General features: G+C 63.0%; 12 protein-coding genes and 1 pseudogene. 12 read left to right on the top strand and 1 reads right to left on the bottom strand.

The features are described from left to right. Window position 1 precedes the first annotated feature (1 nt). From MESS2_RS10835 to MESS2_RS10855, 5 genes are all read left to right on the top strand, one after another. Complete coding sequence (locus tag MESS2_RS10835) at window positions 2–1,099, top strand: ABC transporter ATP-binding protein (protein ID WP_008874255.1); 1,098 nt, start codon at window positions 2–4, stop codon at window positions 1,097–1,099. A gap of 54 nt (window positions 1,100–1,153) precedes the next feature. Then, entirely contained in the window at window positions 1,154–1,900 is a 747-nt protein-coding gene (locus MESS2_RS10840; protein ID WP_008874256.1) for a sugar phosphate isomerase/epimerase family protein, read from the top strand. Window positions 1,901–1,911: 11 nt separating this feature from the next. Next, window positions 1,912–3,054 carry a Gfo/Idh/MocA family protein gene (locus MESS2_RS10845; protein ID WP_008874257.1) on the top strand — a complete coding sequence of 381 codons (1,143 nt, stop codon included), beginning with the start codon at window positions 1,912–1,914 and terminating at the stop codon, window positions 3,052–3,054. Between the two features lie 132 nt (window positions 3,055–3,186). After that, window positions 3,187–4,233 carry an L-glyceraldehyde 3-phosphate reductase gene (gene mgrA, locus MESS2_RS10850; RefSeq protein WP_008874258.1) on the top strand — a complete coding sequence of 349 codons (1,047 nt, stop codon included), beginning with the start codon at window positions 3,187–3,189 and terminating at the stop codon, window positions 4,231–4,233. Between the two features lie 261 nt (window positions 4,234–4,494). Beyond that, complete coding sequence (locus MESS2_RS10855; RefSeq protein ID WP_008874259.1) at window positions 4,495–4,899, top strand: Fur family transcriptional regulator; 405 nt, start codon at window positions 4,495–4,497, stop codon at window positions 4,897–4,899. A gap of 80 nt (window positions 4,900–4,979) precedes the next feature. On the opposite strand, the gene polA is transcribed toward MESS2_RS10855, so the two are convergent. Next, window positions 4,980–7,931: a DNA polymerase I gene (gene polA, locus MESS2_RS10860; protein ID WP_008874260.1), complete on the bottom strand. Its 2,952-nt coding sequence runs from the start codon at window positions 7,929–7,931 to the stop codon at window positions 4,980–4,982. Window positions 7,932–8,376: 445 nt separating this feature from the next. On the opposite strand from polA, the gene MESS2_RS10865 reads away from it, so the two are divergent. The 7 genes and pseudogenes from MESS2_RS10865 to MESS2_RS10895 all read left to right on the top strand — a co-directional run bounded on the left by MESS2_RS10865 (window position 8,377) and on the right by MESS2_RS10895 (window position 14,464). Continuing rightward, a complete protein-coding gene (locus MESS2_RS10865) occupies window positions 8,377–9,762 on the top strand; it encodes a M20/M25/M40 family metallo-hydrolase (protein ID WP_008874261.1) in 1,386 nt (461 codons plus the stop codon). 80 nt (window positions 9,763–9,842) lie between these two features. Next, window positions 9,843–10,463, top strand: coding sequence for a ribonuclease D (locus MESS2_RS10870; RefSeq protein ID WP_008874262.1), 621 nt, complete (start codon window positions 9,843–9,845; stop codon window positions 10,461–10,463). A 53-nt stretch (window positions 10,464–10,516) separates the two neighbouring features. Further along, window positions 10,517–10,720 carry a hypothetical protein gene (locus MESS2_RS10875; protein ID WP_040592679.1) on the top strand — a complete coding sequence of 68 codons (204 nt, stop codon included), beginning with the start codon at window positions 10,517–10,519 and terminating at the stop codon, window positions 10,718–10,720. Window positions 10,721–10,824: 104 nt separating this feature from the next. Further along, the gene (locus MESS2_RS10880; protein WP_006339249.1) at window positions 10,825–11,079 is read left to right on the top strand and encodes a GlsB/YeaQ/YmgE family stress response membrane protein; all 255 of its coding nucleotides are present in this window, start codon (window positions 10,825–10,827) and stop codon (window positions 11,077–11,079) included. A gap of 25 nt (window positions 11,080–11,104) precedes the next feature. After that, complete coding sequence (locus MESS2_RS30860) at window positions 11,105–11,251, top strand: hypothetical protein (RefSeq protein ID WP_008874264.1); 147 nt, start codon at window positions 11,105–11,107, stop codon at window positions 11,249–11,251. Window positions 11,252–11,530: 279 nt separating this feature from the next. Continuing rightward, window positions 11,531–11,919 (top strand): annotated as a pseudogene (locus MESS2_RS10890) (hypothetical protein). A 283-nt stretch (window positions 11,920–12,202) separates the two neighbouring features. Beyond that, entirely contained in the window at window positions 12,203–14,464 is a 2,262-nt protein-coding gene (locus tag MESS2_RS10895; RefSeq protein WP_008874267.1) for a transglycosylase domain-containing protein, read from the top strand. Window positions 14,465–14,582 lie beyond the last annotated feature (118 nt).

The raw sequence follows: 14,582 nt of genomic DNA on the forward strand, positions 1-14,582 counted from the left end.
GATGACAGCTATCGCCAACCCCAGCGTGTCGATCCAGGACCTGTCGCTGAATTTCGGCGCTATCTCGGTGCTGGAGACGCTCAACCTCGATGTCGCCGAGGGCGAGTTCATCGTGCTGCTCGGGCCGTCAGGCTGCGGCAAGTCGACCTTGCTCAACTGCATCGCCGGCCTGCTCGACATCTCGGACGGCCGCATCTTCATCAAGGGCAAGAACGTCACCTGGGAGGAACCCAAGGACCGCGGCATCGGCATGGTGTTCCAGTCCTACGCGCTCTATCCGCAAATGACGGTGGAGAGGAACCTCTCCTTCGGCCTGCGCGTCGCCGGCCTACCCAAGGAAGAGATCGCCAAGCGCATCGCGCGGGCGTCAGAAATCCTGCAGATCGAGCCGCTCCTGCAGCGCAAGCCGGCCGCCCTTTCCGGCGGCCAGCGCCAGCGCGTGGCGATCGGGCGGGCGCTGGTGCGCGACGTCGATGTCTTCCTGTTCGACGAGCCGCTCTCCAATCTCGACGCCAAGCTGCGTTCCGAACTGCGCGTCGAGATCAAGCTTTTGCACCGCAAACTTGAGAACACGATGATCTACGTCACCCACGACCAGATCGAAGCGATGACGCTGGCCGATCGCATCGCGGTGATGAAGGGCGGCGTCATCCAGCAACTCGACGCGCCACAGACGATCTACAACCGGCCGGTCAACCGGTTTGTCGCCGGCTTCCTTGGCTCGCCGGCGATGAATTTCCTCGAAGGCAGGCTGGAGAAGGACGGCAGCAACTGGCACTTCGCTGTCGAGGACGTGCGTATCCCGCTGTCCACCTATACTTTCGAGAGGGAACCGACGCCAGTGCCGGCGGTGTTCGGCATCCGCCCCGAACATGTCGCGTTCAACAGCGGCGCGGGCTGGCCGTTTACCGCGACGACAAGTGTCGAGGTCGTCGAGCCGATGGGCTCCGACACGCTGGTGTGGCTGAAGCTCGGCGGGCAGAATTTCACCGTGCGGGTGACGTCGGAGCGCACACCAAACAATGCGGACACGGTGAACATCGGTTTCGACCCGATGCGCGCTTCGCTCTTCGATGCTCAAACCGGCAACCGCCTTTAAACTCCCAACCACCTATCCCCCAAGAAACTACTCCAAAGAGAACGGACAGAGACGATGAACTGGTCATTCCAACTTTACAGCGCCCGCAACTTCAAGCCCTGGGAGGGCGTGCTGAAGACGCTAGGCGAGCTCGGCTACGCGCAAGTCGAAGGTTTCGGCGGCGTCTATGACGATCCCAAATCCTTCCGCGCAGAACTCGACAAGAACGGGCTTGCCATGCCGACCGGGCATTTTTCGATCGATGCGCTGGAGAAGGATTTCGACGGCGTGCGCAAAATCGCCGATGCGCTCGGCATCACGCTGCTGATCTGCCCCTATCTGGTCGCCGAAGCCAGGCCGACGGACACGGCCGGCTGGCGCGGTTTCGGCGAGCGCCTGGCCAAGGTCGGCGAGGCCGCAAAGAAAGCCGGCTACGGCTTTGCCTGGCACAACCATGATTTCGAGTTCAAGAAACTTGCCGACGGCTCGGTGCCGCAGGACCACATACTGTCGTCCGCGCCCGATATCGGCTGGGAAATGGACGTCGCCTGGGTGGTGCGCGGCGGCGGCGATCCGCTGCCGTGGATCGAGAAGCACGGCAAGCGCATCGTCGCCGTCCATGTCAAGGACATGGCCAGGCCCGGCGAGGGGCTCGACGAGGACGGCTGGTCGGATGTCGGCCACGGCACGATCGACTGGGCCGGCCTGATCAAGGCATTGCGCGCCAAGAGCGCCGCCAAATACTACGTCATGGAGCAGGACAATCCCAACGATGTCGAGCGTTTCGCCCGCCGCTCGATCGCATCCGTCAAGAATTACTAGGAACAACCAACATGGCAAAAAAACTGGGTATCGGCGTCATCGGCTGCGGCAACATCTCGAAGGCGTATTTTTCGCTTGCCCCGCTGTTTCGGGGCATCGAGATGCGCGCTTGCGCCGACATCAACATGGAGGCGGCGAAGGCGCGGGCGAAGGAGTTTAAACTGCGCGCGGAAACCGTCGATGATCTGCTCAAGGACGACGACATCGACATCATCGTCAACCTCACCATTCCGGCGGTGCACTACGAGGTGTCGAAGCAGATCCTCGATGCCGGCAAGCACGTCTATTCGGAAAAGCCCTTCGTGCTGTCGGTCAAGGAAGGGCTCGACCTGAAGAAGCGGGCGGAGAAAAAGGGACTGCGGATCGGCTCGGCGCCCGATACCTTCCTCGGCGGCGCGCATCAGCTTGTCCGCAATCTGATCGACACCGGTTCACTGGGCAAGATCACCAGCGGCACCTGCCATGTGATGAGCCACGGCATGGAGCACTGGCACCCCAATCCGGACTTCTTCTTCCTGCCTGGCGCGGGACCGGTGCTCGATATCGGACCCTATTATATCACCAATCTGATCCAGTTGATCGGGCCGGTCAGCCGGGTCGCAGCGTTTGCCTCGATCCCGGCGAAAGAGCGGACAATTTCGTCCAGGCCGCGCGCGGGTGAAAAAATCCCGGTCGCCACGCCGACGACCATCCACGGGCTGATGGAGTTCGAGAACGGCGCCGTGGTGACGCTCAACACCAGTTGGGACGTCTGGAGCCACGGCCACGCGCCGATGGAGCTCTATGGCGAGGCGGGCACGGTGTTCGTGCCGGATCCGAATTTCTTCGGTGGCGAGGTGCGTCTGACCGAGGCGGCCAAGCCGGTCAAGAAGCTGCCGAAATGGAAGCATCCGTTCGGCGTCGCCAACGAGATGCATTCGCACGGCATGATGGCCAACTACCGGACCGCCGGCCTGGCCGATATGGCATTGGCGATCACCGAAGGGCGGCCGCACCGCTGCTCGATGGAACTGGCGCTGCATGCCGTCGACGTCATGACCGGCATGCTGCTCTCCGGCGAGACCGGCAAGTTCGTCGCCATGCAGACAAGCTGCGAACGGCCGGCCGCACTCGGCATCAAGGAAGCGAAGGCGCTGCTGGCCAAGAAGAAATAAGCCGCGGCGATTATCGATAATTTTGACGGCCCTCTCCCCGTTGCCCTGGGGAGAGGGTAAGGATGGCGCGCAGGGCCTCCTCGTCACATTCGCGACGACGGCCCTCGGTCCGTTCAGATACGAGGATTTCCCATGCCCTATGTCGCCGCCGAAAACCGCTACGAGAAGATGATCTACAACCGCTGTGGGCGGTCCGGCCTGAAGCTGCCGGCAATCTCGCTCGGGCTTTGGCACAATTTCGGCAACGACACGCCGCACAAGACCAAGCAGGCCATCGCGCGCAAGGCCTTTGACCTCGGCATCACGCATTTCGACCTTGCCAACAATTACGGCCCGCCGCCCGGCTCGGCCGAGACCGCCTTCGGCGAAATCCTGCGCACCGACTTTGCCGCCTATCGCGACGAGCTGATCATCTCGACCAAGGCGGGCTATGAAATGTGGGCCGGCCCGTACGGCGAATGGGGCGGGCGCAAATATGTGCTGGCCAGCCTCGACCAGAGCCTGAAGCGGATGGGGCTTGACTATGTCGACGTCTTCTATTCGCACCGCTTCGATCCCGATACCCCGCTGGAGGAGACGATGGGCGCGCTTGACCATGCGGTGCGTTCGGGCAAGGCGCTTTATGCCGGCATCTCCTCTTACAATTCGCAACGCACGCGTGAAGCGGCCGACATATTGAAGCAGCTCGGCACGCCCTGCGTCATCCACCAGCCGAGCTATTCGATGCTCAACCGCTGGGTCGAGGACGACGGGCTGCTCGACACGCTGGAGGGGCTCGGTGTCGGCTCGATCGTGTTCTCGCCGCTGGCGCAAGGCATGCTGACCGACAAATATCTCGGCGGCATCCCCGAGGACAGCCGCGCTGCCCAGGGCAAGTCGCTGCGGCCCGCCTTCATCAACGACAAGACCATCACCAACATCAAGGCGCTGAACGCGATTGCCGGCCGCCGCGGCCAGACGCTGGCGCAGATGGCGCTGGCCTGGGTGCTGCGCAAGGGCCGGGTGACCTCGGCGCTGATCGGCGCCAGCCGGCCGGAGCAGGTCGAGGATTGCGTCGGCGCGCTGAAGACGCTCGATTTCAGTGACACCGAACTCGCCGAGATCGACACCTACGCGCGCGAAGCCGACATCAATCTGTGGGCGGCCTCGGCGGAACGCAAAGGCCCGCCGAGGAAGTGACTGGCAATCAATAGTCGGCAAAATATAAGGCGGCGGACTTGGTCCCGCCGTCTTTCATTCGAACGTGTATCCGCTCAGGTATTTCGAATGTGGCGCCACGCTCGGCCTGCGACGCGCCATTGCGCCACGAAGGCTGTGGTATTGCCCTTCAGGCGGAAACAGTAGCAAAAACGCCTGTTCGTCGCTATCTGGGTAGGGACGAGGATCCATTGGCATGCAGACGTGGCGTGCGGATGGCGCAGACAGGCTGGAAACGGGATCATGGCGGCCAGGGATGTGCTGACGAAGAACCAATTGTGCGTGCTCGAGAAACTCGAGGCCGCCAGTGGACCGCTCAGCGCCTATACGTTGCTCGACCAGCTGCGCGAGCGCGGTTTCCGTGCGCCGCTTCAGGTTTATCGCGCGCTCGATACGCTGGTTAAGTCCGGTCTCGTGCACAGGCTCGAAAGCCTCAACTCGTTCGTCGCCTGCGCCGAGCCGCACGACCACAGCCATTCGATGACCGCCTTCGCCATCTGCGACACATGCGGGCAAGTGACGGAAATGTCCGACCATGATGTCGACCACCGGCTGGACGAATGGGTGCGCTCCACAGGATTCGCCGCGAAGAAGGCGGTGATCGAGTTTCGGGGCACCTGCGCCAAGTGCCTGGCGGAAGCCGCCTAAGGCCTGTCACGCAATCAAGTCAGTCAATGGGGGAATGTCGACGCTGGAGGGACAGCGGCGCATCCAGCCGTTTGGAGCGGTTAGTGCGCCTCGTCCCAGTTGTGGGCGGCGCGGGCGTCGACATGCAGCGGTACCGACATCGAAACCGCCGGCATCGGTGCGTGTTCCATCACCTGGCGCACGACAGGGATCGTCGCCTCGACTTCGGCTTCCACCGTTTCGAAGATCAGCTCGTCATGCACCTGCAGCAGCATGCGGGCCGAGAGCCCTGCCTTCTCCAGCGCCTCGTCCATATGCACCATGGCGCGGCGGATGATGTCGGCGGCTGTGCCTTGCAGGCGCGCATTGATCGAGGCGCGCTCGTTGAAGGCGCGGATCGAAGGATTTGACGAGCGTATCTCCGGATAGTGGATGCGGCGGCCGAAAATGGTTTCGACGAAGCCATATTCGCGGGCATAGGCCTTGGTCGCTTCGATATAGTCGCGGATGCCGGGGAAGCGTTCGAAATATCTCTTGATATAGGCGCTGGCTTCCTCGCGCGGGATCGACAGCTGATTGGCCAGGCCGAAAGCCGAAATGCCGTAGATGATGCCGAAATTGATCGCCTTGGCGCGGCGGCGCACTTCTGACGGCATGCCCTCGACCGGCACGTTGAACATCTCCGAGGCGGTGATGGCGTGGATGTCGGCGCCGTCGGCAAAGGCCTGCGTGAGCTGGGGGATTTCGGCGACATGGGCAAGCACGCGCAGCTCGATCTGGCTGTAGTCGGCCGACACCAGTTTGTGGCCCTTGTCGGCGATGAAGGCCGTCCGGATCTTGCGGCCCTCGGCGGTACGCACCGGGATGTTCTGCAAATTGGGGTCGGAAGACGACAGCCGGCCCGTCGTGGTCGCGGCCAGCGCGTAAGAGGTGTGCACGCGCCTGGTGTCGGGATGGATGAAACCGGGCAGCGCATCGGTGTAGGTCGATTTCAGCTTGGTGAGCTGACGCCAGTCGACGATTTTTCTGGGCAGTTCGTGACCTTCGGCGGCAAGATCCTCCAGCAGCTGCGCCGAGGTCGACCACTGTCCGGTCTTGGTTTTCGAGCCACCCGGCAGGCCCATCCGGCCAAACAATATGTCGCCGAGCTGCTTGGGCGAACCGATATTGATGCGCTCGCCGACGAGCCCATAGATTTCCTCTTCCAGCCGTGCCGCACCTTGCGCCAGCTCGCCGGAGAGCCGCGACAGGATCTGCCGGTCGACCGAGATGCCGCGCTGCTCCATCCTTGCCAGCACCGGCACTAGCGGCCGTTCCAGACGCTCGTAGACCGAGACGAGGCCCTTTGCTGCAAGTCGCGGCTTCAGCACCCGCCACAGCCTCAGCGTCACGTCGGCGTGCTCCGCGGCATAGGCGGCCGCCCTGTCGATATCGACCTGGTCGAAGCCGACCAGGCTCCTTCCCGAGCCGGCGAGATCCCTAAGCGGGGTCGGCGCATGGCCAAGCCATTTTTCGGAAAGAGCCGCCAAGGTGTGATGGCCGGTGCCGGCGTCAAGCACGTAGGAGATCAGCATGGTGTCGTCGAAGGGCGCGACGTCGATGCCATGGCGGCTCATGACGACGATGTCGTACTTGACGTCCTGCACGATCTTGAGGACGGAGCGATCCTCCAGCAAAGGTTTCAGGAGGGCGAGCGCTTCGCGGACCGGGACCTGGTTGTCGATCAACCCGCCGCCGAGCAGGTCGCCGTTTCCGCTCGCGTGGGCGAGCGGCACATAGGCGGCGCGGCCGGGCGCGATGGCCATGGAGAAACCGATGAGGTCGGCCAGCATCGGGTCGGACGAAGTGGTCTGCGTGTCGAAGGCGACGACACCTGTCTCCTTCGCCTCGGCCAACCAGGCCTTCAGCGTCGCGGCATCGCGGATGGCGACAAAGGCCGATGTATCGATCTTGCCGGCGGAAGCTGCCTCCAGGCGCAGCGCCGAGAGCAGGGAAGGGGTGTCGCCTTGCGTGGGTGCTTGCGCCTTGGCGGATGCCGCTTCGCCCGGCCCGGCACCAGGCGCGCTTTCGGCGACTGCCGGCGCCCCGGATCCGACATCGGGGCCATGCGCGGTGTCGGCGCGTTCGATGGTGACGGCAATGGCCTGGACATCGCCGATTTCGGTCCCGGTCGCTTCACCGACACGGCGGGTCAGCGCGGTGAATTCCATGGTCTTGAGGAAGCCGATCAGCTTCGGTCCGTCGGGCGCGTGCAGGACGAAATCATCAAGGCCTTCGGCGACCGGCACGTCGTTCTTCAGCGTCACCAGCTCACGCGAAATGCGCGCCTTGTCGGCATTGGCGATGATCGATTCCCGCCGCTTCTCCTGCTTGATCTCACCGGCGCGGGCGAGCAGGCCGTCGAGATCGCCGAACTGTTCGAGCAATTGCGCAGCGGTCTTCGGACCAATGCCGGGCACGCCCGGCACATTGTCGACAGAGTCGCCGGTCAGCGCCTGCAGGTCGATCATCTTTTCCGGCGGCACGCCCCATTTCTCGACGACTTCGGGAATGCCGATCTGGCGATCCTTCATCGGGTCGTACATGCCGACGGTGGCGCCGACCAACTGCATCAGATCCTTGTCGGAGGAGATGATGGTGGTGTCGCCGCCAGCCTCGCAGGCGAGCCGGCAATAGGTGGCGATGAGGTCGTCGGCCTCGAACCCTTCCATTTCGATGCAGGGCAGGTTGAAGGCCGTGGTCGCCTGGCGGATCAGGCCGAATTGCGGGATCAGATCCTCGGGCGGAGCCGAGCGATTGGCCTTGTATTCAGGGTAGAGGTCATTGCGGAAGGTCTTCGAGGAATAGTCGAAGATGACGGCGAAATGCGTCGGCACCACGCCGACATCGGTATTGCGGGCGTCCTGCATCAGCTTCCACACCATGTTGCAGAAGCCAAGTACGGCACCGGTCGGCAAGCCGTCCGATTTGCGGTTGAGCGGCGGCAGCGCGTGATAGGCGCGAAAGATGTAGCCGGAGCCGTCGACAAGAAAGAGATGATCGCCTTTTTTCATGCCGGCAGGGATAGCGCGGCCCGACGCCGCGGTCCATGCCAAAGGCGGCGCTGATCACTGGTTCCGGCAAGACCCTGACAGGACTGGCCACCTGACGGACTTTCCACTTGAGGGCCGGCCGCTCACGCGCATGTTACAAAAGTGTAATTTTGGTGCCCTTGAATCGCCACGTTCAAAGACCCAAATAGACGTTATCGGCAGTTTTCGCCGAAGTCCGGAGCAAGGCCCGTCCCCCGCCTATCCCGGACACTTGCGGCAGCCTATCCCCCCTCTCCGGGCTGCCGCATCGTTTCGAGTAAAGGCCGCCGTGGTTCCCCTCCACCACGGCGGCATTTTTTTGCCCTTTTGCCAAAGCATTCACGGAGCCGTGGTCCAACGATCGCGGGCTTTTCGTTTTCCGGTCCTGCCTTTACGGTGCCGGTTCTGAATCGAAAGGCCTTGAAGAATGTCAGCAGCTTCCCCCGTCCTCGACCGTCTCGACAAGAACCTCGACCAGAGCCTGGAACGCCTGTTCGGCCTGCTCCGGATCAAGTCGATCTCCACCGATCCGGCCTATGCCGCGGAATGTCGCAAAGCGGCGGAATGGCTGGTGGCCGAATTGAAGCTGATCGGCTTCGAAGCCAGCGTGCGCGACACGCCAGGCCATCCGATGGTGGTGGCGCATCATGAGGGGCCGGCGGGCGCGCCGCATGTCCTGTTCTACGGCCATTACGACGTGCAGCCGGTCGACCCGATCGAGCTCTGGGAAAACGACCCGTTCGCACCCGCTGTCAAGGAGCTCCAGCCCGGTCACAAGGTGATTACCGGGCGCGGCTCGGCTGACGACAAGGGGCAGTTGATGACCTTCGTCGAGGCCTGCCGCGCCTGGAAGCAGGTGCATGGCAGCCTGCCATGCCGCATCACCATCCTGTTCGAGGGCGAGGAGGAGTCCGGCTCGCCATCGCTGAAGCCATTCCTCGAGGCAAACGCGGCCGAGCTCAAGGCTGACTTCGCGCTTGTCTGCGACACCAGCATGTGGGACCGCGATACGCCGTCGATCTGCGTTTCGCTGCGCGGGCTGGTCGGCGAGGAGATCACGGTGAAAGCCGCCGACCGAGACCTGCATTCCGGCCTCTATGGCGGCAGCGCCGCCAATCCGATACGCATCCTCGCCAGGGTTCTCTCCGACATCCACGACAAGGACGGCCATGTCACCATCCCGGGTTTCTACGATGGTGTAGAGGAAACGCCGTCGCAGGTTCTGAAATCGTGGGAGACGCTGGGCGAGACCGCCGAGACCTTCCTCGGGCCGATCGGCCTGTCGATCCCGTCAGGCGAAAAGGGCCGCTCGGTACTCGAACTGACCTGGGCGCGGCCGACGGCCGAGTTCAACGGCATCATCGGCGGCTATACCGGCAAGGGGTTCAAGACGGTGATTGCCGCGGAAGCCTCGGCGAAGGTGTCGTTCCGTCTGGTCCACAAGCAAGACCCGCAGAAGATCCGCGCCGCCTTCGAGACGTTCGTCAAAGAGCGTATTCCCGCCGATTGCTCGGTCGAATTCCACCCGCATGGCGGTTCGCCGGCGATCCAGCTTTCCTACGACTCGCCATTCCTCGCCAAGGCCAAGGATGCGCTGTCCGACGAATGGCCGAAGCCGGCGGTGACGATCGGCAGTGGCGGCTCGATCCCGGTGGTCGGTGACTTCCAGGCCTATCTCGGCATCGAGTCCCTGCTGGTCGGTTTCGGCCTCGACGACGACCGCATCCATTCGCCCAATGAGAAATACGAGATGAGTTCCTTCCACAAGGGACAGCGCTCCTGGGCGCGCATTCTCGATGCGCTGACGCACTGAAGTGGTGGAAAGACAAGTTTTTGTTGATTTTTTGCCGGATCGCGGCGAGGACGATGCACGCCCCCTCACCGGAGAAGACGATGAGCGACATCCGCTTCCACAAGAATGACCTGCCCGACCTTGCGCACTACAATGTCGCGGCGGTCGCCATCGACACCGAAACGCTGGGGCTGAACCCGCATCGCGACCGGCTCTGCGTGGTGCAGATCTCGCCGGGCGACGGTTCGGCCGACGTCATCCAGATCGCGCCCGGCCAGAAGAAAGCGCCGAACCTCGTCAGCCTGTTGAAGAACCGCAATGTGACCAAGCTTTTCCATTTCGGCCGCTTCGATCTGGCCGTGCTCTATAACGCCTTCGGCGTCATGCCGGAGCCGGTTTTCTGCACCAAGATCGCCTCGCGGCTGACCCGCACCTATACCGACCGTCACGGGCTGAAGGACATCTGCTTCGAGCTTCTCGGCGTCGGCCTGTCGAAGGCGCAGCAATCGTCGGACTGGGCGGCGGAGACGCTGTCGCCCGAACAGCTCGAATACGCCGCCTCCGACGTGCTCTACCTGCACCGGCTGCGCGACGTGTTGAGCGCGCGGCTGGCGCGCGAGAGCCGAACGAAGGAGGCCGAAGCCTGCTTCCGCTTCCTGCCGACGCGTGCGAAGCTCGACCTGATGGGCTGGGACGAGGAGGATATTTTTGCACATAGCTGATGATGGAACCGGGCGTGCTCCCCGGCGTTCCGTCGGTCCATGGAGGGGATGAGATGGCTGCCCGTCAACCAATCGAGACCGCGCCGAAGGACGGCTCCAAGGTCACCGTCTACTGGAAAGACAGCAACGGCGTTATCAACGAGTCCATCGCGCAGTACCGCGATGCAGGCTGGTGGACCTATATCGACAGCGACACGCAGAAGAGGGTCGAACCGACGAGCTGGCGGCCGACTTCTGAAGACAGCGACGATGAATGACGCGGCCGCTGGCAGGACCGTCAGGTTTGGCATAGCCTGAAGCCGCTGATATCGAGGCTGATTCGGGTTTTTCACTCCGGCCTCTTCTCGCGGAGGAACGCTCTATGGGTATCGAAAGCCTTCTCGTCTTCATCATCATCGGCGCCATCGCCGGTTGGCTCGCCGGCCTCATCGTCTCGGGTTTCGGCTTCGGACTGATCGGCAACATCGTCGTCGGCATCGTCGGTGCCTTCATCGCCGGCTGGCTTTTCCCAAGGTTGGGCTTCGCCATTGGCGGCGGCACCATCGCCTCCATCATCAACGCCACGATTGGCGCCGTCATCCTGCTGGTGCTGGTCAAGGTCCTGAAGCGAGCGTGATGCCCGCTATGAAAAAGGGCGCGCCATGAAACAGAACACGCTCTATTTTCTCATCGGCGCGCTTCTGGTCGTGGTCATAGCCCTCGGCATCTATATCTACCGCGAGCAGACCAAGCCGAAGGGCGTGGAGCTCAAGATCGACGACAAGGGCATTTCGATCCAGCAGAACTGACCGCTTTGGGTCAGGCGCACCAAGGTGCGGATGACCCACCTTCCGTTATTGTTCAGGTTCGACTCTCTTGTGCCCCCCGGATCGATAGTCGGTATGGAAGTTTGAGCCAAAGCAAGCCATAGATTTTGTCAACAAGACCGAAATTGATGATCAGGGCAGGGTCGCTGAAGGAGAGACAAGCCAATCCGGATATGGAATCCGAGTGACGGATTGGCGCTTTCGCGGTATCATTCCGGTAAAGGGCGTTTGGGGCCAACCCACCTACTTCGGGAGGTTGCCATGAGGCACCAAACACTGGACCAACTGCATACAGTGGCTGAGGTCCGCAAAGATCCAGCACATCCCAGATGAACCGAACCCGGCGTCTCGTACGCTGGTCGGAACTTCTCGAGCGGGAGCCCAGTCGTCTTCTTACTGCGCTCACCGGCACTGAATACCGTGCGCCGCCCGAGCGCGGCGTCATGCGCGGCGATGGTTCGCCAATATCGGTGGCCTTGGCGGACCCCATCTTGCGCGATGAGGGTTTGAAAGACGACAGCTATGGCGAAGCCAAGCGCTTCTTCGAACTGACCGACAATCAACTGCACGAAATCGTCTGCTATTGCCATGTCGGCGAGACGATGCAGTCGTCAAGGGCAGCACTTTCGGTTCGTGCCGCTATCGGCTGACGGATGATTTGGAGCGCGATCGAACGCGAAGCCAGTCGCCGCCTCGTTTGATCGCGCTCTGACGAAAAGGATATCTTGCGGCTGCCGGCGGCAGTTCGTTCGCGTGCCGGTCGCGACCGTTGGTGACTGCCCGGGCGATCGCCGCAAGCGAAGCGGCAATGCGGCTTCACCGATCATTTGATTATCAATTGCTTTGAATTTTTCCCGCTTTAACGCGCCTTTAAACCGCCGCATCTACTCTTCACCCCGAGCGCCATAGGCATCGGGACAGACAGCACAGCGCATGGCGAACCGCAAAGACAGCCGCATCGAACCCAGCTTCGAGGGAGCGCCGGGGGCGAAATCGTCGGCCGGTTTTTCGGTGAGCGAGGAGGATCGCGTCGTGCCGGGCAACCGCAAGAGCGCCGCAAAGGGTAAATCGGCCAAGGCGAAATCGTCGCGCCGCGGGCGCGGCAAAAGCCGGCGCGGCCTGTTCGGCGTGCTCGGCCGCCTGGTCTACTGGTGCTTCGTGCTGGCCATCTGGGGCGGCATCGCCGCTGCCGGCATCGTCGTCTACTACGGCGCGAAAATGCCGGCGGCCACCACCTGGGCCATCCCCGACCGCGCGCCCAACATCAAGATCGTTTCTGTCGACGGGCAGTTGCTTGCCAATCGTGGCATGAGCGGCGGCGAAGCCGTCGGCCTGCATGAAATGTCGCGCTACATTCCCGAGGCCGTCATCGCCATCGAGGACCGCCGCTTCTATTCGCATTTCGGCATCGACCCGATCGGTCTTTCCAGAGCCATGGTCACCAACGTTCTCGGTGGGCAGTTCTCGCAGGGCGGCTCGACGCTGACCCAGCAATTGGCCAAGAACCTGTTCCTGACGCCCGACCGCACGCTGGAACGCAAGGTGCAGGAAGTGCTGCTGGCGCTGTGGCTCGAGCACAAGCACACCAAGGACCAGATCCTTGAAATGTACCTCAACCGGGTCTATTTCGGTTCCGGCGCCTATGGCGTCGAGGCGGCTTCGCGCCGCTATTTCGGCAAGAGCGCGCGCGATGTCACGCTGTCGGAGGCCGCACTTCTGGCTGGTCTTTTGAAGGCGCCGTCGCGGCTGTCGCCGGCGCGTGACCCGAAGGCGGCCGAGGAGCGCGCGCAACTCGTGCTCGCCGCCATGCGCGACGAAGGCAAGATCAGCGCCAAGGAGCTGACCAGCGCGATGAGCGCGCCGGCGACGCGCTCCCCGTCCTACTGGACCGGCTCGGAAAACTACGTTGCCGACACCATCATGGAAGAACTGCCCGACCTGATCGGCGACGTGCGTAGCGACATCGTCGTCGACACCACGGTCGATCTGAATTTGCAAAAGCTCGCCGAACAATCGATCCGCAGGCTGGTCGACGAGAGCGGCAAGAAGCTCAATGTCACCCAGGGCGCGCTGGTGTCGATCGACAATTCCGGCGCGGTGCGCGCCATGGTCGGCGGCTATGACTATTCGACCAGCCAGTTCGACCGCGCCTCGGAGGCGCGCCGCCAGCCGGGCTCGGCGTTCAAGCCCTTCGTCTACATGGCGGCACTGGAAGCCGGCCGGACGCCGGACAGCGTGCGCAACGATGCGCCGATCAAGATCGGCAAATGGACACCCGACAATTACGGCGGCAAATATTTCGGCAAGGTGACGCTGGCCACCGCACTGGCGAAATCGCTGAACTCGGTGGCCGCCCAGCTGACCATGGAAGTTGGACCCGACGCGGTGGTCGAGGCGGCGCATCGCATGGGCATCCGGTCCGACTTGACGGCCAACACGTCGATCGCGCTCGGCACCTCGGAAGTGACGCCGCTGGAGCTGACGTCGGCCTATGTCCCCTTCGCCAATGGCGGTTTTCGGCCCGAGGTCCATTTCATCCGCCGCGTGACGACAACCGAGGGCAAGGTGCTCTACGACAACAATGGCGGCAGCGCGCCGCGCGTCGTCAAACCCGAGATCGTCGGCATGATGAACTCGATGATGACCGGCACCGTCGAGGTCGGCACGGCCAGGAAGGCGGCGTTCGCCTGGCCGTCCGCGGGCAAGACCGGAACCAGCCAGAATTCGCGCGACGCCTGGTTCGTCGGCTACACCGCCAACCTCACCACCGGCGTCTGGTTCGGCAATGATGACGGCAGCCCGATGAAGAAGGTCACCGGCGGCGCACTGCCGGCGCAGGCCTGGCACGAGTTCATGGTCGCAGCACACGAGGGCGTGCCGGTCAGGCCGCTGCCCGGAACATGGAAATCGACGCCGGCGGATACGATCGTACAGGATGAGATACCGTCCAACACCGCGCAACCGGCGCCACCCGCTTCGGTTGGCCAGCCGGCTCCGGCCGCCCAGGCGCCCTCGGCCGCCCAGGCGCCGGCGCGCGCTGCGCGTCCCGCGGAGACCGTCGATGCCGGCGGCTTCGGCATGCCGGGCAATGACGGCACCACGGGATCGATCAAGCACCCGGTGCCGCCCGGCAATGTCGGCGGCCCGGTCAAGAAGCGGCAGACCTCGATCCTAGACATCCTCACCGGAGGTTGAGCGTCAACTCGCCGCTCGCCACCGCTGCCGCCTTCCGCTACATCTCGCGCGCATAGTGCTCTAAAAAAATCGGAATTGATTTTCGGAGAGCGAGATGCGTTGATTCAAGGTACTAAGG

The sequence above is a fragment of the Mesorhizobium metallidurans STM 2683 genome (assembly GCF_000350085.1).
In the GTDB taxonomy this organism is placed as follows: Bacteria; Pseudomonadota; Alphaproteobacteria; order Rhizobiales; family Rhizobiaceae; genus Mesorhizobium; species Mesorhizobium metallidurans.

What these genes read in the sequence shown, in the direction of transcription:
- MESS2_RS10880 (WP_006339249.1), top strand. Translation starts at nt 10,825, where the DNA reads ATGGGTATCGAAAGCCTTCTCGTCTTCATCATCATCGGCGCCATCGCC.
- MESS2_RS10840 (WP_008874256.1), top strand. Translation starts at nt 1,154, where the DNA reads ATGAACTGGTCATTCCAACTTTACAGCGCCCGCAACTTCAAGCCCTGG.
- MESS2_RS30860 (WP_008874264.1), top strand. Translation starts at nt 11,105, where the DNA reads ATGAAACAGAACACGCTCTATTTTCTCATCGGCGCGCTTCTGGTCGTG.
- MESS2_RS10845 (WP_008874257.1), top strand. Translation starts at nt 1,912, where the DNA reads ATGGCAAAAAAACTGGGTATCGGCGTCATCGGCTGCGGCAACATCTCG.
- polA (WP_008874260.1), bottom strand. Translation starts at nt 7,931, where the DNA reads ATGAAAAAAGGCGATCATCTCTTTCTTGTCGACGGCTCCGGCTACATC.
- MESS2_RS10865 (WP_008874261.1), top strand. Translation starts at nt 8,377, where the DNA reads ATGTCAGCAGCTTCCCCCGTCCTCGACCGTCTCGACAAGAACCTCGAC.
- MESS2_RS10895 (WP_008874267.1), top strand. Translation starts at nt 12,203, where the DNA reads ATGGCGAACCGCAAAGACAGCCGCATCGAACCCAGCTTCGAGGGAGCG.
- MESS2_RS10835 (WP_008874255.1), top strand. Translation starts at nt 2, where the DNA reads ATGACAGCTATCGCCAACCCCAGCGTGTCGATCCAGGACCTGTCGCTG.
- MESS2_RS10875 (WP_040592679.1), top strand. Translation starts at nt 10,517, where the DNA reads ATGGCTGCCCGTCAACCAATCGAGACCGCGCCGAAGGACGGCTCCAAG.
- MESS2_RS10870 (WP_008874262.1), top strand. Translation starts at nt 9,843, where the DNA reads ATGAGCGACATCCGCTTCCACAAGAATGACCTGCCCGACCTTGCGCAC.
- mgrA (WP_008874258.1), top strand. Translation starts at nt 3,187, where the DNA reads ATGCCCTATGTCGCCGCCGAAAACCGCTACGAGAAGATGATCTACAAC.
- MESS2_RS10855 (WP_008874259.1), top strand. Translation starts at nt 4,495, where the DNA reads ATGGCGGCCAGGGATGTGCTGACGAAGAACCAATTGTGCGTGCTCGAG.